General features: G+C 27.1%; 18 protein-coding genes and 1 other annotated feature. Of the genes, 13 read left to right on the top strand and 5 right to left on the bottom strand.

What is annotated here, in order from left to right:
• Positions 1–80 precede the first annotated feature (80 nt).
• Positions 81–2,327 (top strand): bifunctional diguanylate cyclase/phosphodiesterase, encoded by a 2,247-nt coding sequence (locus BM027_RS06560; protein WP_090089863.1) that lies wholly within the window; start codon positions 81–83, stop codon positions 2,325–2,327.
• 304 nt (positions 2,328–2,631) lie between these two features.
• Here the strand turns inward: BM027_RS06560 and BM027_RS06555 are convergent, their stop codons facing one another.
• The gene (locus tag BM027_RS06555) at positions 2,632–2,988 is read right to left on the bottom strand and encodes a hypothetical protein (RefSeq protein ID WP_090089860.1); all 357 of its coding nucleotides are present in this window, start codon (positions 2,986–2,988) and stop codon (positions 2,632–2,634) included.
• 278 nt (positions 2,989–3,266) lie between these two features.
• Between BM027_RS06555 and nrdG the strand changes: the two genes are divergently transcribed.
• Positions 3,267–3,788: an anaerobic ribonucleoside-triphosphate reductase activating protein gene (gene nrdG / locus BM027_RS06550; protein WP_090089858.1), complete on the top strand. Its 522-nt coding sequence runs from the start codon at positions 3,267–3,269 to the stop codon at positions 3,786–3,788.
• A 141-nt stretch (positions 3,789–3,929) separates the two neighbouring features.
• Positions 3,930–4,541 (top strand): DNA-3-methyladenine glycosylase, encoded by a 612-nt coding sequence (locus tag BM027_RS06545; protein WP_090089856.1) that lies wholly within the window; start codon positions 3,930–3,932, stop codon positions 4,539–4,541.
• Positions 4,542–4,787: 246 nt separating this feature from the next.
• On the opposite strand, the gene BM027_RS06540 is transcribed toward BM027_RS06545, so the two are convergent.
• Positions 4,788–5,873 carry an HD-GYP domain-containing protein gene (locus BM027_RS06540; protein WP_090089855.1) on the bottom strand — a complete coding sequence of 362 codons (1,086 nt, stop codon included), beginning with the start codon at positions 5,871–5,873 and terminating at the stop codon, positions 4,788–4,790.
• Between the two features lie 842 nt (positions 5,874–6,715).
• Between BM027_RS06540 and BM027_RS06535 the strand changes: the two genes are divergently transcribed.
• The 3 genes from BM027_RS06535 to BM027_RS06525 all read left to right on the top strand — a co-directional run bounded on the left by BM027_RS06535 (position 6,716) and on the right by BM027_RS06525 (position 9,505).
• Positions 6,716–6,925 (top strand): hypothetical protein, encoded by a 210-nt coding sequence (locus tag BM027_RS06535; RefSeq protein ID WP_090089854.1) that lies wholly within the window; start codon positions 6,716–6,718, stop codon positions 6,923–6,925.
• A 97-nt stretch (positions 6,926–7,022) separates the two neighbouring features.
• A complete protein-coding gene (locus tag BM027_RS06530) occupies positions 7,023–7,535 on the top strand; it encodes a hypothetical protein (RefSeq protein ID WP_175559951.1) in 513 nt (170 codons plus the stop codon).
• A 179-nt stretch (positions 7,536–7,714) separates the two neighbouring features.
• Positions 7,715–9,505, top strand: coding sequence for a YcaO-like family protein (locus BM027_RS06525; protein ID WP_090089852.1), 1,791 nt, complete (start codon positions 7,715–7,717; stop codon positions 9,503–9,505).
• Between the two features lie 821 nt (positions 9,506–10,326).
• Here BM027_RS06525 and asnS read toward each other — a convergent pair.
• On the bottom strand, positions 10,327–11,721 hold the full coding sequence (gene asnS, locus BM027_RS06520) for an asparagine--tRNA ligase (RefSeq protein WP_090089849.1): 1,395 nt from the start codon (positions 11,719–11,721) through the stop codon (positions 10,327–10,329).
• A gap of 121 nt (positions 11,722–11,842) precedes the next feature.
• Positions 11,843–12,097: a binding site (T-box leader), on the bottom strand.
• Positions 12,098–12,150: 53 nt separating this feature from the next.
• Complete coding sequence (locus BM027_RS06515) at positions 12,151–12,849, bottom strand: metallophosphoesterase family protein (protein ID WP_090089847.1); 699 nt, start codon at positions 12,847–12,849, stop codon at positions 12,151–12,153.
• A 117-nt stretch (positions 12,850–12,966) separates the two neighbouring features.
• Here BM027_RS06515 and BM027_RS06510 point away from each other — a divergent pair, with 117 nt between their 5' ends.
• Complete coding sequence (locus BM027_RS06510; protein WP_090090064.1) at positions 12,967–14,043, top strand: M24 family metallopeptidase; 1,077 nt, start codon at positions 12,967–12,969, stop codon at positions 14,041–14,043.
• A gap of 410 nt (positions 14,044–14,453) precedes the next feature.
• Here the strand turns inward: BM027_RS06510 and murC are convergent, their stop codons facing one another.
• On the bottom strand, positions 14,454–15,842 hold the full coding sequence (gene murC / locus BM027_RS06505) for a UDP-N-acetylmuramate--L-alanine ligase (RefSeq protein ID WP_090089845.1): 1,389 nt from the start codon (positions 15,840–15,842) through the stop codon (positions 14,454–14,456).
• A gap of 242 nt (positions 15,843–16,084) precedes the next feature.
• Here murC and purR point away from each other — a divergent pair, with 242 nt between their 5' ends.
• The 6 genes from purR to pth all read left to right on the top strand — a co-directional run bounded on the left by purR (position 16,085) and on the right by pth (position 21,640).
• Positions 16,085–16,900: a pur operon repressor gene (gene purR, locus BM027_RS06500; RefSeq protein ID WP_090089842.1), complete on the top strand. Its 816-nt coding sequence runs from the start codon at positions 16,085–16,087 to the stop codon at positions 16,898–16,900.
• A 363-nt stretch (positions 16,901–17,263) separates the two neighbouring features.
• A complete protein-coding gene (gene spoVG / locus BM027_RS06495; protein ID WP_090089840.1) occupies positions 17,264–17,539 on the top strand; it encodes a septation regulator SpoVG in 276 nt (91 codons plus the stop codon).
• 203 nt (positions 17,540–17,742) lie between these two features.
• Positions 17,743–19,110 (top strand): bifunctional UDP-N-acetylglucosamine diphosphorylase/glucosamine-1-phosphate N-acetyltransferase GlmU, encoded by a 1,368-nt coding sequence (gene glmU, locus BM027_RS06490; protein WP_090089839.1) that lies wholly within the window; start codon positions 17,743–17,745, stop codon positions 19,108–19,110.
• A 47-nt stretch (positions 19,111–19,157) separates the two neighbouring features.
• Entirely contained in the window at positions 19,158–20,117 is a 960-nt protein-coding gene (locus tag BM027_RS06485; protein WP_090089836.1) for a ribose-phosphate diphosphokinase, read from the top strand.
• Positions 20,118–20,319: 202 nt separating this feature from the next.
• Complete coding sequence (locus tag BM027_RS06480; protein WP_090089833.1) at positions 20,320–21,009, top strand: response regulator transcription factor; 690 nt, start codon at positions 20,320–20,322, stop codon at positions 21,007–21,009.
• A gap of 55 nt (positions 21,010–21,064) precedes the next feature.
• Positions 21,065–21,640, top strand: coding sequence for an aminoacyl-tRNA hydrolase (gene pth / locus BM027_RS06475; RefSeq protein WP_090089830.1), 576 nt, complete (start codon positions 21,065–21,067; stop codon positions 21,638–21,640).
• Positions 21,641–21,646 lie beyond the last annotated feature (6 nt).

The raw sequence follows: 21,646 nt of genomic DNA, 5'->3' as shown, positions 1-21,646 counted from the left end.
TAAAAAGTATTTTTATAAATTACAGGAATTTAAAGTTAGATTATTATATTCATAGAAAATAGGTTTGGGGAGGAGACAACGTGGCTAATAGAAAGAAGAAAGTACTTCTTAGAATTATTATAACGAGTGTAATTATTTTTATATTAATATCAAGTGGATTTGTTATATGCATAAAATCTGTAAAAATTTTATTGAATGAAGGAAATGAAGCAACTATTACAGAAATTTCTGATAAAAATGCGATAGTTGTAGAAGATAAAATAAAAGGTACATTTGACTATATGAAATGTATATCTAATATTTTTAGTCAACAAAGCACATTTGATATTGATTCAATGTTGAGTTTCTTAAAAACAGAAACTGAAAGAACTTCATTTTTAAGAATGGGAATTATAAATTCAGAAGGTATTTTAAAATCAACTGATAATATAAGTTTAAACGTATCAAACACAGACTATTTTAACAGAGCAATGAATGGAGATACTATAATATCCAGAGAGGTCATTGATACAACAACCAAAGAAAAGGTTTTCATATATACTACTCCACTATTATATGATGGAGCTATTAAAGGTGTTATATATGGTACTGTACTGTGTGATAATATGGAGGAAATATTGTTATCAAATGCAGGCTTTGAAGGAAAGGTAAAATCTTGTATAATTGATAAAGATGGAAATATAGTAGTTGGTGCAAAAAATTCAAAGGAAGTAGTTGAAAGAGAAAATATATTTACAAATGAGAAATCTAATGAAGAAAGTGATAAAACAGAATTAGAAAATTTTAAGCAGGATTTAATAAGTGGAAATGAAGGAACGAGAGTTCTTGAAATAAACGGCAAAAAGTCTCTTTTTAGTTATTCAAAAGTAGAGAATTTACAAGATCACTATGTTTTATCACAAATAGAGCAATCTATTATAAGTGATAAGGATAATCATATAAGATCTATGATGATTTTGTTAGGTAGTTTTATTTCTATAATTTTTGTAATGTTATTAATTTATATAAATGAATATAGAAATAAAAAAGAAAAACTAATTAAAGATATTGCTTTTGTTGATGACATTACTGGTGGAAAAACTCTAATGAAATTTAAAATGGATATTAAAGAATTACTATCAAATAATAAAAATGGTTCTTATGCTTTGGTTGAATTTGATATAAATAGATTTAAAATCATTAATGATATATGGGGATATAAGACTGGTAATTTATTATTAAAACATATTTCAGAAGTGTTAGAAGAGAAGTTATGTTTTAACGAAATGTTTTGTAGGGTTCGAGATGATTTATTTATAATGTTATTAAATTATAGTAATTATAAAGATATGTTGGAAAGACTTAAGGTTTTAGATAATGATATTCGCTTTTTTGAAAAAAGGGAGCCAATTCCTAATTTCACCTTATCTTATGGTGCATATGTGATAGATGAATCTGAAGCAGATATACAAAAAATGATAGATAACACAGCACTTGCAAGAGAGACTTCAAAAAACAATTGTAATAGTATAATAGCATTTTATGATACTAAATTACAAAATAAGTTAATTAAACAAAAGCAAATAGAAGATGTTATGCATAGCGCTTTAATAAGTGGAGAATTTGAAGTATATTTACAACCTAAATATGATATAAAATTAGGAGTTTCAATTGGTGCTGAAGCTCTTGTTAGATGGAGACATCCTACGAGAGGATTAATAAGTCCTATAAACTTCATACCATTATTCGAGAAAAATGGATTTATAGTAAATCTAGATATGTTTATTTTTGAGCAAGTGTGTATAAAACTGAATGAATGGAAAGGAAAAGAATCAAGATTAGTTCCTATTTCAGTAAATATTTCAAGAGTTAATTTGAAGAATGTAGAGTACTTTATTAAAAATATTACAAGGATATTTGATAAATATGACATATCACCAAGCTTAATAGAAATTGAAATAACAGAAAGCGCAGTATTTGATGATTATGAAAATATATTTGAGGCATTATCTAAGTTAAAAGAAATAGGATTTAGTATTTCATTAGATGATTTTGGTACAGGCTTTTCATCACTTAACATCTTGAAGGATTTACCGATTGATATTATAAAGCTTGATCGTGAGTTCTTAAATAGCAAGGATAGTTCTAAAAAGGGAGAAATAGTTATAGAAAATATAGTTAGAATGGCTAATGAATTAGATTTAACTGTAATTTGTGAAGGTGTAGAAACACATGAACAAGCTGAATTCTTAAATAAGGTAGGGTGTAACAGAGCTCAAGGATATTTATATGCAAGGCCAATGCCTGTGAGGGACTTTGAAGAAACTGAATTATGGCCTAAAAGTTAATATATAAGTTCTAATTAATAAAATTCATTATTTGCAAAGCTAGCTTGTTGCAATTTCTAAAAGTACAGATTCAATTTAAATGAACAAACTTTTTTAGAACATATATATTAATAATATAATAAAAAATTTAATAAGAAGTAAATATAGATGAATTTGTATAAAAAAATTCATCTATATTACTTCTTATTTTTATTAAATTTTATATAATAAGTTTAATAGAAATATAATTAAACTTAAATTATTTTGATTTATATTAATTTAAGTTTAACTATTAATATTCTATAAATAGGAATTATTGTATCTTTTAATTAAGGATATTATTTAAATATAGTTCACCTTTACCAAAAATAATTATAGAATCACCTTCCTTTAATGTTCCTACAGAGAATGGATAAGGCTTTCCTGAGTCCTTAGAATCAAATCTTTTAGAATATCTTTGAATGTTATTATTATCTATTATATATACATAAACAATAGAGTTAGATGAGATTAATTCAACTTTATATTTTCCAGGGACAAAATTTGCATTATTCTCACCTACTTTGTATATACCTTGAACTACTATATTGGTATTTATAGGGTTTTGTGAAGCAAATGTTAAATCACCTGTTGTACAAATAAGTAACATTATTACAATAAGTATATTTATAAATCTCTTCATAAAAATTAAAAACTCCTTTCAATTAATAGATTTTAATTATATTTTATATTTAAGTAAATTATTTATTCATTAGAAGTAAATAATATGGTGACATGATAAATATCTATTGTTGACTCAAAGTAGTCCAGTCAGCTTTTTGACTTCTTTATTATAATTAGTTTTAGCTTTATAATATAATTTAGACATTAAAATAAAGAATATAAAAAAATATATAAAAAACTATAAGGATAAAACAGTATTATTTTGATAATAACTTAATAAAAGGGAGTGAATTTATTTTGTCAAAAACTATAAGATTATCAGGAATTGCTTATGAAAGTTTAGTAAATGGACCTGGAATGAGAAGGGTATTTTTTTCACAAGGGTGTAATCATAACTGTAAGGGGTGTTTTAATCCGGATACTCATGATTTTAATGGCGGAGAAGAAATGGATATGGATGAATTAATACAAGATGTGTTAGGTAATTCAATGATAAGAGGAGTGACTTTTAGTGGAGGAGATCCTTTTGAAAGAGCATATCAGTTTTCATATATGGCAAAGATATTTAAAAATAATAAATTAAATATATGGTGTTATACAGGATATACTTTTGAATATATAATGAGTCATTTAGAAAGTAATAATGCATGGAAGGAGCTTTTAAGTAATATAGATGTGTTAGTAGATGGACGATTTGAAGAAGATAAGATGGAAGATGGATTAAAGTTTAGAGGATCATTGAATCAAAGAATAGTAGATGTTCAAGAAAGTCTTAAACATAATAAAGTGATTAAATTTAAGGAATATGAAATAAAATAAAAAGTGATAGAAGATGTGGACATTAGCAATGGTATAGATAGATAAACTTAAATAATTAAGGCATATTTTTGATCTATTGTTTTCTTTCATGTGCTTAAGAATAATAAATATAAAGATTAATAAAAAGTGTGGTGATCTAATTTGATATTAAATAAAGAATTTTATAAAGGGAATGCATTAGAAATAGCTAAAAATTTGTTAGGTAAAACACTTGTAAGATCTATTGATGGTATTACGTTAAAAGGAAAGATTGTAGAGACAGAAGCATATATTGCAGAAATAGATAAAGCATCTCATGCTTATAATGGAAGACGAACCGACAGAACAGAACCTTTATTTAGAGAAGGCGGAATAGCATATGTTTATTTCATTTATGGTATGTATCATTGCTTTAATGTAATAACTGGTGAGAATAATAATGCACAGGGAGTTTTAATTAGAGCAATAGAACCTTTAAATAATTTTGATTATATTTCTTTAAATAGATTTAAAAAGAAGTATTGTGAATTATCTTTAGCTAAAAAGAGGGAATTAACAAATGGACCATCAAAGTTATGCATGGCTTTTTCTATAGATAAAAATGATAATTATAAAATTCTTAGTGAAGAAAGTGGATTATACATAGAAGAAGGAAATAATATAGATTATGATATAGTTGAAACCACACGAATAGGTATAGATTATGCAGAAGAAGCAAGAGAATTTCCTTGGAGATTTTATATAAAAGATAATAGATATATTTCTAAGAAATGAGTACATAGTGTTTTTATTAAAAATATTTAAAAGACCTCTGTTTTAAAAACAGAAGTCTTTTGTGTAAATAAATATTTTATTTTTTTAGTATAATGTATAGGCATTACACTAAATTAGGGGAACTGATTATTATATCGTGGATACATTATTATTATGGACAAGCAAATAATTTTTATACACAAATATAAAAATAAATATTATTTTTATATTAAATATTTCACTAAAATTTATATTTAAGTAGTTCCTTTACATTTCATATCGTATATTGGTTATAACTATTGAAAGTTCTTCTATTAGATTAATTTCTTCCCCTATTGTATTGGTTTTAGAACTTTTAAGTATTTCTACAATAGGTCTTAGTGGAAAATTAGGTAAAGTCTCTTTAACTATAGCTATATCACCATTGCTAAGATTAACTAGAGTTCCATTTGAAAATGGAACCACTACTTTACAAAAAGTATTAACTATATCATAATCAAACATTTTACCAGCATTAGACATTAAATATTCTAAGACATCACTTGGAAACATTGCTCTTTTGTTAGGTCTGCCTGATGATAAAGTATCATACGCATCAGCGATACTTACAATCTTGCTAAAAATACTTATTTTATCACCACATAATCCATCTGGATAACCTAATCCATCTGGTCTTTCATGATGTTGTAATGCTACTGATTTACTATTAGCACTTAGATTATAAGAATCAGATAAATAATTATATCCCAATCTTGGATGTTGTTCTAGAAGTATATTTTCTTCTGGAGTTAATTCTTCTTCTGTCATTAGAACTTTTTTAGGGACAAATGATTTTCCGATATCATGAATTAAAGCTCCCATACAAAGATATTCTAACTTTTTCTTAGGAAGTTTTAAAGCTATACCAAGAATCATCGATATTATAGCAACATTTACAGAATGAGAATAAATATAATTATCCATACTCCTTATATCTACTAATGAAAGTAATACATCCTCATTAGTTAGTATATTCTCCATTAACTCTTCTGACATAGTTTGGATATTTTTAAAGTAAACTTCAGATTTCTTTGAAAATTTATCAGCAATAGTAATTTTATTTATATTAAAAAAGGCGTCTTTTATTGTTAAAATTGCCTTTTGCCTCAATTCTGGCTTAATAATATCTACAATTTCATCAGAGCTATATTCATCAACTATATATAGTGATAGAACATTTATTTCTTTTATCTTAGCAATCATTCTCTTTGTTAAAACCATTCCAGATTTTACTAGCATTCTACCATCAATAGTATATAATGTTTTACCAAGTATTGTATTTGGTTTTACATATTCAATTGGAATTAGTCTCATATATACCCTCTCCTCAAGTGATTGTTTTTAGTATAAAATATCGGCAATAAAATTTCATTAAGATATAAAGTATTTTTAAATATAAGCTCATTATATCAATAATATGGATTTATTTGTAGTATTATAGAAAAAAAACAACTATTTAATATATTATTATCGATTTGCAGAATATATTATAATATATCAGATTTAATATCATTTTCATAAGCTGAAATTTAATAATATGTAAGGTATTTTCAAAAAATAATTAGTTAGTATACAAGTTTATTTAGTTAAGACATAGCGAATTAGAATATAAATATTAAAAAAAGGCTAACTTTCTTATGTAATTTGAGAATTCATATAGAAAGATAACCTTTTTATATTTTAAAGTTTAAATTTATTTACTAAGCACCAAATTCATATCTTTATGAGCAACAAATATTTGAAACGTTTGGAAAATTTTAAAAAGCATTTTCCCCATAAGTTCTAGTTTTTTTAGATTCAGAATGTTTATAAATAATCAATATATATTTCTAGTTTTTCTCTTGCAGAATTTAAAAGGTTTAAATCTTATGGATAATTTATATCAACCTGAGTACATTTTGCATTAACAATAAGGGTGTCTTAATTAGTTTGACTAGAAGTATTGTCATTATCATTAATTAAATACATATAAACTCACTCCTAAGTGCAAGGGTATTGAAATATCTATGAGATTAGTATTACATGAAATAACTACTCTAAGCACTTAAGCAAATTTGGGCAAATCATAAATAATAGAATAATTTAATATTTAAATTGTAATATATTATTTATAGGATGGATATATTATTATAAAATCAATTAAATTAGAGGTAAGTATGTATTTATCAATACCAAAAAAAATTATTGTACCAGTTTCTTATGTTGAAAAGGAGAGTCTAGATATTGAAGAAATAATATTTTTACAACAAAAAAATTCTGATGAAAATCTTACAAATGAAGTAAATAGAATTCAAAAACAGTTTATAAATATTATGAAAGAAAATATTTATAACAATTATTATAGAAATTACTATAGAGATAAATAAAGCTTTATTATTAAATCAATCATTTATGGAAGAGCACTAAAATTAAAAAGCTGACATATATATATTATTACATTATTAATTTAAAGGAGTTATTATTTTGGAAAAAGACAATTCAAAATTGGGGAATGATATGGATATAGCTGATATGAAAGAAATGATGCAAATGATGTACATTATGTCTATGATGCAAGCTATGCAAGGGATGCAAGGCATGCAAGGCATGGATGGCATGAAAGGAATGCAAGGCATGGATGGCATGAAAGGCATGGATGGTATGAATGGAATGCAAGGTATGAATGGCATGAGTGGAATGCAAGGCATGGATGGCATGAAAGGCATGGATGGTATGAATGGAATGCAAGGTATGAATGGCATGAGTGGAATGCAAGGCATGAATGGAATGCAAGGAATGAATGGAATGAGCGGAATGCAAGGCATGAATGGTATGAATGGAATGCAAGGAATGAATGGAATGAGCGGAATGCAAGGCATGAATGGTATGAATGGAATGCAAGGCATGAATGGAATGAGCGGAATGCAAGGCATGAACGGCATGAATGGAATGCAAGGCATGTCAGAAATGAAACCAATGAAAGTAAAAGAAAAATAATGCAAATTAAAATGTAAAAATATATCTTTTTAAAATAAATTTATTGTTTAGGAGGACTTATTTTTAGTCCTCTTGTTTCTAAAAAAGAGAAAACAATAATACTCTAGAATTTGCAATTTATTTTGAAACAGACTATTAGTTAATTAATAATAATATATATTATAATGAGGTGATAACGTGTGAATAAATATAAAGATATAAATTTTAAAGATAATAATCCAGACATAACAATAAATAAGATAAAAACTATTTTGGATAAAATCGGAATAAAAACATTTGAAAGTAATTGGCGTAATTCAATTGAAAATTACTATTCAGTTACAATAAGGATTAATAATAGTAATCTAGCTACTAATGGAAAAGGAATAAGCCCTTCATATGCTTTAGCAAGTGCCTATGGAGAGTTAATGGAGCGACTTCAAAATCAAGCATTTTTTAAGTTATCTGTTGATGTCAGCCAAAAGGCACTTAAACATAAAGGATTTTATTATTGTCCAGATGAAAAATCTATGACGTTTGATGAAGTATTGAAGTTTGAGAATGATTGGTTTAAAATTCAAGAAAAGCTTATTAGAAAAACTGTTTATAAAAGAGATCTTTTAAAAAAATGGATGCCAATTGCATATGAAAATTTCAATACAGACTTTATCTCTATTCCATATATAAATATATTAACAAAAAGAGAATCATATATACCAATAAAAATGGTTTCGAAAATGTATATGTCTAATGGTATGTGTGCAGGCAATACAAAAGAAGAGGCTCTTGTTCAGGGATTATCAGAAATATTTGAAAGACACGTTAATCAGAAAATATTAATGGAAAATATTGTTCCACCAGATATACCAATAAGTTATATAGCTAAATATCCACTAATTGAAAAAATGTTAAAGGACCTAGAGTTATCTGGTAATTATAAAGTCATGGTTAAAGATTGTTCGCTCGGTAAAGGTTACCCAGTAGTTGGAGTAATTATAATTAACAAATCAGATCAAACATATTTTATAAAATTTGGTGCACATCCCAAATTTGAAATTGCGTTACAAAGAACACTTACTGAATTATTACAAGGTCAACACATAAAAGTGCTCAAAGGTGTTACAGAATTTTCTTCAATTCCACAGATTGGAAATGTTCATGATAATATGATCGGAATTTTAGTAAATGGCTCTGGACTTTATGATAAAAATTTATTCTCTAATAAAGAATCATATGAATTTAAAGAATTTGATAACGTGCAGGGTGATAGCAATTCAGATATGTTAGAATATTTATTAAATATATTGAAAAGAGATGATTATTCTATATTTATCAGAGATGTGTCTTTCTTAGGTTTTCCAAGCTATCATGTAATTGTGCCAGGATTTAGTGAAGTCGAGAGTATTAATGATATTAAATCTCTTGACAATTATAGTAACTATATTAAAATTAAGAAATATTTAAGAGATATTGACAATATAAGCGATGTTGAAATTACTGAATTAATAAATAATCTAAATAGTACAAGTATAAAAAAGAAAATATCAGTACCGGAGATATTAAATATAAATATATTTGATAAAATTAACTGGTACTATTCAGATATAGAATTGTTAAAATGTGCATTGTCTTATAAAATAGGTAAATATGAAGAAAGTTTTAATTATATAAATAATTTCATAAATTCATTAAACTATCCTAACAATGATAAATTTAATTATACTTATTACAAATGTGTTAGAGATTATATTGGTAATAGAGTTTCTAATTTTGATAGTAACACTAGTATGGAATTATTAGAGCAGTTTTATCCATCAGAAATAATTCATGATGTAATTAAAAATTTCCATAACAATAAAAACGTTATTGAGAAGTTTGGTGCAATTTCTTGCTGGAATTGTGATAACTGTGATTATGTTGATAGTTGTTGGAGTAAAGAACATGATAGAATATTTATGATTTTAAAAGATCAGTATTCTTCAAATATTTAGAGTATTGTTTATTAGACAATATGACCAATGTTTACTTAAAAGAGGCTGATTCACAAGTAGTTTTGATCAGCTTTTTTAGTGTGCGAGGAAATTATAGAATTTTCAAAGCTGAAAGTCTTATGAAATCTAGTGTTAGAGGCAAGATAAACTATTCTTTTTGTAAATCGGTTGAAAAAAAGAATAGTTTATTTCTTTTAAGGCATATGGAATAAGATACCAATTAAAAGACACTTATATAGATGTCTTTTACTTTTATGATTTTATACTATGTTAATATAACACTTTCAACATATATTATCTTTATGGATAAATAAACAAAAAGGGGGCACTTTTCTAATATGAGAACTATTTTTATAATTATTGAATCAATATTTATATGTTGATAAAGTCGCAAAACATTGGAATTTATAGAACTTTATAAGATGTGATAGAATTTATAAAAATGTATATGACGGCTTCCGCTGAGAGTACAATATATTAATTTTCAGATAGAAGATATAAGTAATTCAAGTTATTCATTAGAGTATTTACTGTATAAGAAAATTGATTTATAGAAGCAAAAGAGTAATAAAATATATAAGATAAATTCAATAAAAAATAATAATATTAAGGTATTCATCTATATAGTGAGTACCTTTCATTATATTTAAAACAGTATACTAAAAAATGATATTTGAAAAAAAGATAATATATAAATATATATATTTTTTTATAAATTAAGAGAGGTAAAAAAATTTTACCTCTCTTTTTACCCTTTATAGAATAATATAAAACAAGAATGATAATATAGCACAGGTTGATGTATATTAAAAATCGAACAATTAGAACTCGCTAGTTCCTGGAGTTCTTGGGAATGGAATTACGTCTCTAATGTTTGTCATACCTGTTATATACATAATTAATCTTTCGAAGCCTAAACCAAAACCTGCATGTTTAGTTTCTCCATATTTTCTTAATTCTAAGTACCACCAGTAATCTTCCTCATTTAAGTTTAACTCAGCCATTCTAGTTTTTAATTTATCTAGTCTTTCTTCTCTTTGGCTACCACCAATTATTTCGCCTATACCTGGTACTAAAAGGTCAGTAGCAGCAACAGTTTTATTATCTTCATTCATTCTCATGTAGAATGCCTTAATTTCTTTTGGATAATCTGTTACAAAAAGAGGCTTTTTAAAGTGCTCTTCTGTAAGGTATCTTTCGTGTTCAGTTTGAAGATCAATACCCCAAGAAACAGGGAAATCAAATTCTTTTCCACATTTTTCAAGGATTTCAACAGCTTCTGTATAAGTAACTCTAGCGAAGTCTGATGAAACTACATGATTTAATCTTTCTAATAAACTTTTATCAATAAATTGATTAAAGAATTGTAGTTCTTCAGGACACTCTTGCATAACATACTCAATAACATACTTAAGCATAGCTTCAGCAAGTTCCATATCATCTTGTAAATCAGCAAAAGCTATTTCAGGTTCTATCATCCAGAATTCAGCTGCATGTCTTGTAGTATTAGAGTTTTCAGCTCTAAATGTTGGTCCAAATGTATAAATATTTCTAAAAGCTAAAGCAAAACATTCAGCATTTAATTGTCCAGAAACAGTAAGGTTAGTTTCTTTACCAAAAAAGTCTTTGCTATAATCTATAGCTCCATCTTTTGTTAGTTCTGGAGATTTTAGATCAAGAGTAGTTACTCTAAACATTTCTCCAGCACCTTCACAGTCACTTCCGGTTATTATTGGTGTATGAGTGTATACAAAATTTTGATCTTGGAAGAACTTATGTATTGCATAGGCAGCAACTGAACGTACTCTGAAAGTTGCTGAAAAAGCATTACTTCTTGGTCTTAAATGGGCTATTGATCTTAAGTATTCAAAAGTATGTCTTTTCTTTTGAAGTGGATAATCAGAACTTGACATTCCTTCAATAATGATTTCCTTTGCTTGAACTTCAAATGGTTGCTTTGCATTTGGAGTAGCAACTAATGCACCAACAACTGTAATTGAAGAACTTATAGGTAACTTTGATATTTCTTTAAAATTTCCTAATTTATCATCAAAAACTACTTGGATGTTTTTAAAGAAAGAACCATCATTTACTTCGATAAATCCAAAGGCATTAGAAGCTCTTAAAGTTCTTATCCAACCTGATAATGTTATTTCTTTTGATAAAAATTCATCAGTTTCTCTATAAATCTTTTTGATTAAAACTACATTTTTCATTTATATAACCTCCATAAGTTAAGTTATTAGACAACTTGAAATAAAATAACTAGCTCAATATAAAAGAATATTGATTGTAATTTTTTAACAATGTCTTATATAAAAAAAACCTCCGCCCCTATAATGGGACGAAAGGTATTATTTCGTGGTACCACCCAAATTGTCATATAATATATTTTTATATGACCTCTTTGTCAAAAGCAAAATAAGTGCTTTTATAACATATAACGGGTTAAATCCGTCTAAGCCTACTAATAAAAAACGTTCGGTTAGAAACTCAGAGATGTTTTTCAGAATAGATATCGTATAAGGCTTACACCATTCCTCACTCGCTAAGACTATATTCTAAACTTACTCTTCTCATCATAGTACTTAAAATATTACATTGTGTATAATTTTACAATATTTTTTGAATAAATGCAACTGGACTTATTCTAATCCTTTTTCAAAACTTTGTATTAATTTTGATGGAAATTTTAATATAGTCATATCTTTAACTATTCTTTTATATTCATAAGGTATTTCTTTTATTTGAACATTAACACGATTACTTTTATTTATCTCTAATATACAGTAAGTAGCATTAGGTCTTCCTATTTTAGGCTTACCAACACTACCACAATTTATATAAATTTTATTTTTAAAATCTTTTACATAAGGGATATGTGTATGAGCACAAACTAAAACATCTTCATTAAGAGAAGTCATAATTTGAGATGTATTTTCATCATCTTCAAATAAATATTCATTAATTACGTTAGGACTACCATGAACGAATAGGATTTTTTTATCTACAATATTTAATGAAATTGAAGAAGGTAAATTTTCTAAAAAGTATTTATTCTCTTCTCTTAGTTCATTAAAGGTCCAAGGAAGAGAAAAACTATTGATTTCAGTTTCTCTTATAAAAGAATATTTATTATCAATAACGGAAGTATCATAATTTCCTTTAATGCAAACAATATTACGTCTTCTAATCATTGCAATTACTTCATTAGGGTGAGGACCATATCCAACTAAGTCACCTAAACAAATAATTGTATCTACTTTTTGATAGTCTATATCTTGTAATGCTCTAATAAGTGAATAGATATTTCCATGAATATCTGAAATTACTGCTATTTTCATAAGTAAGCCCCCTAATATTAAATAATAAGGATATTATATCATTTAATGTTATTTTTATATGTAAAGTTATATAATAAAACTTATAAAATATTTAAAAAAATAGGAGGAATATTAATAGTGAAGGAAAATAGAGTATCAAAAGTAATAAAAGAAATGAAAATTCAAGGATTATCACAAATTATTGTTACAGCACCATCATCTATATATTATCTTACTGGAAAGTGGATGTCACCAGGAGAGAGGATGATAGCTCTTTATATAAATGCTTCTGGAAATCATAAATTTATCGTTAACAAACTTTTTCCAATAGAAGAGGACTTGGGTGTAGATATAGTTTGGTATACAGATAGTGATGATTCTATTGAATTATTAAGTAAAATAGTAGAAAAAGATAGTATATTAGGTATTGATAAAGACTGGAGTGCAAAGTTTTTAATAAGATTGATGGAGCTTAATGTAGCAAAGGGATTTGTTAATTCATCTGTAATAATTGATAATTTACGAATGATTAAGGATGAAGAAGAAATAGACCTTATGAGAAAATCTTCACAAATAAATGACAGAGTTATGCTTAAACTTCAATCAGAACTTAAGGAAGGGTTAACTGAAAAATACTATCAACGATTATTAGCAGAAATATATGAACAAGAGGGTGCAGATACATTTTCTTTTACTCCAATAGTAGCATTTGACACTAATGGAGCAGACCCACACAATGAATGTGGTGGAACAAAACTTAAAAAGGGTGATACTGTAGTTTTAGATATTGGGGGAGTGTATAATTATTATTGCTCTGATATGACTAGAACTATCTTCTTTGGTGAAGAACCAAGCAGTGAAAAAAAAGAAATATATGAAATTGTAAGAACAGCAAATTTAAAAGCAATTGCAAAGGTAAAAGAGGGTACTAAATTTTCGGAAATTGATGCAGGAGCAAGGGATTATATTGAAGGAAAAGGATACGGTGAATATTTCACTCATAGAACTGGTCATAGCGTAGGATTAGAAATACATGATAAAGGTGATGTTAGTTCTATTAATCATGATGAAGTTAAAGCAGGAATGATTTTTTCAATTGAACCAGGTATATATTTAAAGGATAAAATAGGTGTGAGAATTGAAGATTTAGTGTTAGTAACCAAAGATGGTGTAGAGATATTAAATTCAGTAACCAAGAATCTTACAATAATATAAGATAATCAATTAAATTTGCCTATGTTTTAAGTAAATGTTTATATTGTAATATAAAGCTCATGGACAGTGGAATTCGCTTTAAGAACTGTAAAATAAACATTAGTCCTATTAATGCATGCTCCCAATCAAAGATTGTGACAAGCAATTAATAGGACAAATATTCAAGGAAACTCGACTCACATTCGCTCGCTGAGTAAGTTTGAGATACCAAATATAAAATTTGGACTCTCACTTAAGAGTTCTACAAAGTAAATTCCAATGCCAGTTCGCCTTTATATTAAAATATCAACATGGTTTTAAAACAGAGCCAAGATTAAAAAATTTCAAGGTGCATTCAAAAAATAACAAGTCAGTATGTCAGACAAAATATACGTCATATCTTTGACTTGTTATTTTTTTATATGCCTTAATTATTTTTGACTTGCTTCATTTAAGTATTTTTCACCAACTATAACTACATCTCCAGCACCAACTGTTAATAATAAATCATTTTTTGAAAGATTTAATTTTACATAAGCTAATGCTTCATCATGAGAATGTACATTAATACATTTAATATTTTTAGATCTTAATGCATCACCTAATTTATCAGAAGATATTAAGCCAGTATCCTTTTCACGAGCAGCATAAATATCCATTAAAATAACTTCGTCTGCATCAAAAAATGCATCTGTAAATTCATTAAATAATGTTTTTGTTCTAGTATAAGTATGAGGTTGGAATACACAATAAATTTTATTATGTGGAATTTTCTTAGCTGTATTTAAAGTAGCTTTAATTTCTACTGGATGATGAGCGTAATCATCTATTATAGTAATACCATCTACTTTTCCTTTGAATTCAAATCTTTTATGGGCACCTTCACATTCTAATAAGCCTTCAACAATACTATTAATATCAACGTCAAATATAATAGAAACACAGATTGAAGAAAGTGCATTTAGTATATTGTGCTCACCTGGAGTATTTAAAGTGATGTCAGATAGTTTAACATCTTTTTGATAAACTTCAAAAGAAGCACAACCTTTTTCATTGAAAGTAATATTTTTTGCGGTAACATCTGCATCTTTAAAACCATAGCTTAAAGTATTACACTTAGCTTTAGATATAACGTCTTTTACCCTAGAATCGCCATTATAACCAACTAGATATCCATCCGTAGGTATAAGCTTTGAAAACTGTAAAAATGTATCTGCAATGTCATCTATATCTTTATAATAGTCTAAATGATCTGCATCAATATTTAGAATTACTCCAACATAAGGGAAAAATTTTAAAAATGAACGTTTATATTCACATGCTTCAGTCAAGAAAAAATCACTATTTCCTATTCTAAAGTTACCACCAATAGCATCTAACTCACCGCCAACTAAAATAGTTGGATCTAAATTTGCTTTTAATGCAATATTAGAAATCATAGAAGTACAAGTTGTCTTTCCATGAGTACCAGCTACAGCTATATTGTATTTATGTCCTTTCATAATTTTTCCTAAGAATTCTGCTCTATCCATTAAATCTATGTTTTGCTCTTTAGCATATATAATTTCTGGATTATTTGCAGGTATTGCTGCTGTATAAACTACCAAATCAACATCTTTGATATTTTCTTTTTTATGTCCTATGTAAACTTCAGCACCTGAAAGCTCTAATTTTTTAGTGATTTTAGATTCTTTAAAGTCAGATCCAGAAACTTTAAATCCACTATTTAATAAAATGGCAGCAAGACCGCTCATGCTAATTCCACCAATACCTATAAAGTGAACTTTTTTATCTCTATCTTTTATAAAATCGAAAGACAAAATATCAACCCCTTTTTATTAATACAACTATAATTATATACATTTTTTTAAAAATGAACCATATAAAAAATAATTACTTAGATATTTTATGTGATTTTTATAGATATGTGAAGAATTTTTATTAATGATAGTAGTTTTATGGTTAAAAACATTGCTATTGAACAAAATTTAGAATAAAATATGAATGTTAGTATAGATTAATCAAAAAATAATTCGGGAAATAATATGTGTAGGTGATTTTAGTGGAAAAATTAAGCAGAAACAATAGGGTAGTTGCCATAACTAAGATATTAATGGAAAATCCTAATAAAATAATAGGACTAAATAAATTTTCGGAATTACTAAACGCTGCAAAATCTACAATAAGTGAAGATATAGTTATAGTAAGAGAAGTATTAGATAAGCTTAATATGGGGAGAGTAGAAACAATTGCAGGGGTAGCTGGTGGAATTAAATATATTCCCGAAATCGGGAAAAAGGAAGCAAGAGAATTCTCTTTGAAATTATGTGATCAATTAAAAGATGATGGAAGAGTTATACCTGGAAACATAATATATATGACTGATTTAATGTATAATCCAGAAATAATTAGCACAGCTGGAGTTATGTTATCATCATGTTTTCAAGGATCAAATGTAGATTATGTTATAACCGTTGAAACTAAAGGAATTCCTTTGGCATATGAAGTAGCTAGGAACTTAGGAGTACAACTAGTTATAGCAAGACGAGATAGTCAAGTTACAGAAGGCACTACTGTTAGTATAAACTATGTTTCAGGAAGCAGTGGTAGATTACAACAAATGGCACTTTCAAAAAAATCAATGAAGCCTAAAAGTAAATGCATATTTATTGATGATTTTATGAAAGCTGGGGGAACAGCACTTGGAATTAAGGATTTATTAAAGGAATTTGAAAGTGACTTAGTTGGAATTGGAGTTTTAGTAGATAATAAAGAATTTGATAAGAAATTAGTAGATGAGTATGTTTCTATAGTAGAATTAAAAGCTGTAGATAAAGAATCAATAATAGAGATTCAACCTTCAAAAAAATTTATTTAAGGCATATGAAAGAAAATAACAAGAAAGATGTTACAGACATTTTGTGCAAGGCAAGGAGTTAAGTTTATCCAATAGCGGGCTATTAGATAAACTTATTGACGCTGTATGATTCAAAATAGACTAACATATTAACTTGTTATTTTTTTTTTTTTGAATATGACTAAACTGTACTTGGATATAAAAAAACAAATTTTCTAAAAATTCAATCAAATATAAAAGGAATTTTAAGGTTTGTAGAGAACTTACTATAATATAAGTATTTTTAGGGAGCTGAAAATAAATAACTAGTCAAAAATAGATCATCATACTGACTAATTATTTTTTTGAAGCTCCCTTAAGCAAAGCAACTGGAGGTGTAGTGAAATGCAAATCACAGACGTTAGGGTTAGAAAAATAACTTCAGAAGGAAAAATGAAGGGCATAGTTTCTGTTACTTTTGATAATGAGTTTGTAGTACATGATATTAAGGTTATTGAAGGACAAAATGGATTATTTATAGCTATGCCAAGTAGAAAAACACCAAATGGAGAATTTAAGGACATAGCGCATCCTATAAGCATGGAATCAAGAGGAAAAATTCAATCTGAAATTCTAAATGCTTATGAAAAAGCGGTTTCAGAACAAGGGTTAGAAGAGTAAAACTTTAATTAATTAAAAAAATAAAAGAAAGTAAAAATGACTTTCTTTTATTTTTTTGGCAAAAATATGGAGAGATTGACACTTAAACGATTACACAACTTGAAATAAAAACATGTTTCAAATATAATTAACTAGTATGAATTTAATAAACGGATTATTAGCGTAATTTGCTAATAATAATCTGTGAATGAGGTGGTATATTAATGTATAAATGTGCCTTAGTTTTGGCAGCTGGACAGGGAAAAAGGATAAAATCAGATTTGCCTAAAGTACTACATAAAGTGTGTGGAAAGGAAATGGTAATCCACGTAATAGATACAATAAGAAAAGCAGAAATTAATGATGTAAATGTAATTGTAGGAAATGGAGCTGAACTTGTAAAAGATAGGACAAAAGTTAAAAATGTAGAATATTCCCTTCAATCTGAACAATTAGGTACAGGGCATGCAGTAAAATGTGCCTCTGAATTTCTAAAGGATAAAAAAGGTGTAGTAGCAGTTTTTACTGGTGATACTCCTTTAATAAGTGACGCTACAATTAAAAAATTAGTGGATAGTCATATAAATAATAATAATTCAGCTACAATTTTAACTTCAATAGTTGAAGATCCAACAGGTTATGGAAGAATAATCAGAGATGGTAATGAAGTACTAAAAATTGTTGAACATAAAGATTGTAATGAGCAAGAATTAAAAGTTAATGAAATGAATGCCGGAATATATTGTTTTGATATTGAATTATTAAGTAAATCTTTAAACAAACTAAGTAATGATAATGAACAAGGAGAATATTATCTTACTGATCTTATAGAAATATTAAAGTCTGAAAATAAAACTGTAGGAGCTGTTATAACAGATTATGAAGAAACAATAGGTGTTAATTCTAGAGTACAGTTAGCTCAAGCAGAAGAAATATTTAAAGATAGAATAAATATTAAACACATGGAAAATGGTGTTACATTAATAGATCCTAAAACAACTTACATTGGTGTAGATGTTGTAATAGGAAAAGATACAATAGTATATCCTAATAATATATTTGAAGGAAATACAACAATAGGAAACGGATGCATAATTTATCAAAATTCAAGAATAAAAGATAGTACTATTGGTGATGAAGTAGATATTCAATCTTCAGTAATTTTAGATAGTATAATTGGAGATAATACAACTGTTGGTCCATTTGCATATTTAAGGCCTGAAACTAAAGTAGGTAAAAATGCTAGAATAGGTGACTTTGTAGAAATAAAGAAGTCAACTATTGGAGATGGAACTAAGGTATCACATTTAACTTATATAGGAGATGCCGAAGTAGGGAAAAAATGTAATTTTGGTTGTGGTACAGTAGTTGTAAATTATGATGGTAAGAATAAGTATAAAACTATTATTGGGGACAATAGTTTTATAGGTTGTAACACTAATTTAGTATCACCAGTAGAAGTTGGGGATAATACTTATATTGCAGCCGGATCAACTATTACAGCTGAGGTAAAAGAAGGCGATCTTGCAGTAGCAAGAGCTAAGCAAAGGAATATCAAAGGCTGGGTAGAGAAAAAGGGATTAAAAAAGTAAATTTTTAATTATAAATGAACCAAAATTTTAAGGAGGTCTTCATAATTATGATAACCCATGGAAGAAATATAAAGGTATTTACAGGAAACTCACATTCACAACTAGCACAAGATATAGCGGATATATTAGGTGTTCCAGTTGGAAAATCTAAGGTATCAACTTTTAGTGATGGAGAGATATCTGTTGATATTAATGAAACAGTTAGAGGAAATGATGTATTCATAGTACAATCTACATGTTCACCTGTTAATAACAACTTAATGGAACTATTAATTATGATTGATGCATTTAAAAGAGCATCAGCAGGTAGAATAACAACTGTTATTCCATATTATGGATATGCAAGACAAGATAGAAAAGCTAAGTCAAGAGATCCAATTACTGCAAAATTAGTTGCTGATTTATTAACTGCAGCTGGAGCACATAGAGTTTTAACTATGGATTTACATGCTTCACAAATTCAAGGATATTTTAATATTCCAGTTGATCACTTATTGGGAGCACCAATATTAGCTAAGCATTTTATTTCAAAGGGATTAGCTGATCAAGATGATGTAGTTATAGTATCACCAGATTTAGGTAGTGTAACTAGAGCTAGAAATTTCGCTGATAAGTTACATGCACCAATAGCAATTATAGATAAGAGAAGACCTAAAGCAAATGTTTCAGAAATCATGAATATAATAGGTGATGTCGAAGGTAAAAGATGCATCTTAATTGATGATATGATAGACACAGCTGGAACTATAGCAAATGCAGCAAATGCACTTAAGGATTTAGGTGCTAAAAATGTATATGCTTGTTGTACCCATGGAGTATTATCAGGACCGGCGATTGAAAGAATAAATAACTCAGAAATAGAAGAGTTAGTTATGCTAAATACAATTCCATTAACAAAAGATATGGATGTAGCTAAATTCACATCTCTTTCAGTTGCACCATTATTTGCTGAAGCAATAAAGAGAATTTATGATGATGAACCAATAAGTAAATTATTTGAAGTTTAAACAAACTATACATATAATAAACCTCCTGTAGTTTCTACTATGGGAGGTTTATTAAGTTTAATAAAAGGTATTGTATTTGCTTTCAATATAGTGATAAATTTATATTAAGATATTTGAAAGAAGATACTAAGCATAGATATATAAAGCACACTAATATATTTTTTTAAAAAAGCTAATGTAAATCTAAGAAAGAGGTGTTAGGATGGATAAGATTCTTGGAAAGATTTTAATAATAGATAGCGATGAAAGTATTAATCAAATAACAGATATGTATTTAAAAAAATCTGGATATAAGACTAAGTTTGCTTTAAATGGAAAAGAAATTCAAAAACTTTTTATAGAATATAAACCGGATATAGTCTTATTAGATTTACTTACAAAAAATATTCATGGAATAGATTTTTTAAAATGGGTTAGAAATCAAAGCAACATACCAGTTATAATAATTACTCAAAAAAATGATACTTTTGATAAGGTTTTAGCATTAGATTTGGGCGCAGATGATTATATTGTAAAGCCATTTGAACCAGAAGAATTAATAGCTAGGCTTAAGGCTGTTTTAAGGAGATATTGTATAAAAAGCGTAAAAAGCCAAATAATATTTTTAAGTGATTTAGTAATATATTTAAATTCATATAGAGTAGTTTATAAAGATAAAGATTTAAAAATGCCACTAAAAGAGTTTGAATTATTATGTTATTTAGCAAATAATAAAAATAAAGTATTCACAAGAAAAGAATTACTTTGTGAAGTATGGGGACATGATTATTTAGGCGATTCTAGAACTGTAGATGTACATATCAAAAGATTAAGAGAAAAGCTAAATGGAAGTATAAATTGGAGTATACAAACTGTTTGGGGTATTGGATATAAATTTGAAGTCAAAGAATAATGTATAATATAAAGTATAAACATAGTATAGATATAAGATAAAGGAGTAATTTAAAATGTTTTTAATAGTAGGGCTTGGAAATCCAGGTAAGGAATATGATAATACAAGACATAATATTGGATTTGAAGTTGTTGATAATATTGCGAAAGAGTATAATATTGAAATAAATAGGCAAAAATTTAAAGGGGTATATGGTGAAGGTTTTATAGCTAACAATAAAGTTATCTTACTAAAACCAAGTACATACATGAATTTAAGCGGTGAGAGTATAAGAGAGGTTGCTAATTTTTATAAAATAAGTAATGAAGAAATTTTAGTTATATACGATGATATTAGTTTAGATATAGGAAAATTAAGAATAAGAGAAAAGGGAAGTGCTGGGGGACATAATGGAATCAAAAGTATAATTTCTAATTTAGGCACTGATATATTTCCTAGAATAAAAGTGGGGGTTGGACAACCTAATGTTAATTTAGTTAATTATGTGTTAGGTAAGTTTAGCAAAGAAGAGAAGAGTGTTTTAACAGAAAGCATATCAGCAGTTACACAATCGGTTAAGGTTGTGATCAGTGAGGATGTTAAGTCAGCTATGAACAAATTTAATGGGTTTAAGCCTAATACAAGTATTTAAGGATGG

Source organism: Clostridium uliginosum (assembly GCF_900112485.1).
GTDB classification, from domain to species: Bacteria; Bacillota; Clostridia; order Clostridiales; family Clostridiaceae; genus Clostridium; species Clostridium uliginosum.
This window is presented reverse-complemented; position numbering and strand designations above follow the sequence as displayed.

Excerpts from the sequence above, each read along its gene's own strand:
- BM027_RS06555 (WP_090089860.1), bottom strand. The coding sequence starts at position 2,988 with ATGAAGAGATTTATAAATATACTTATTGTAATAATGTTACTTATTTGT.
- BM027_RS06540 (WP_090089855.1), bottom strand. The coding sequence starts at position 5,873 with ATGAGACTAATTCCAATTGAATATGTAAAACCAAATACAATACTTGGT.
- BM027_RS06535 (WP_090089854.1), top strand. The coding sequence starts at position 6,716 with ATGTATTTATCAATACCAAAAAAAATTATTGTACCAGTTTCTTATGTT.
- asnS (WP_090089849.1), bottom strand. The coding sequence starts at position 11,721 with ATGAAAAATGTAGTTTTAATCAAAAAGATTTATAGAGAAACTGATGAA.
- BM027_RS06515 (WP_090089847.1), bottom strand. The coding sequence starts at position 12,849 with ATGAAAATAGCAGTAATTTCAGATATTCATGGAAATATCTATTCACTT.
- spoVG (WP_090089840.1), top strand. The coding sequence starts at position 17,264 with ATGCAAATCACAGACGTTAGGGTTAGAAAAATAACTTCAGAAGGAAAA.
- glmU (WP_090089839.1), top strand. The coding sequence starts at position 17,743 with ATGTATAAATGTGCCTTAGTTTTGGCAGCTGGACAGGGAAAAAGGATA.
- BM027_RS06485 (WP_090089836.1), top strand. The coding sequence starts at position 19,158 with ATGATAACCCATGGAAGAAATATAAAGGTATTTACAGGAAACTCACAT.
- BM027_RS06480 (WP_090089833.1), top strand. The coding sequence starts at position 20,320 with ATGGATAAGATTCTTGGAAAGATTTTAATAATAGATAGCGATGAAAGT.
- pth (WP_090089830.1), top strand. The coding sequence starts at position 21,065 with ATGTTTTTAATAGTAGGGCTTGGAAATCCAGGTAAGGAATATGATAAT.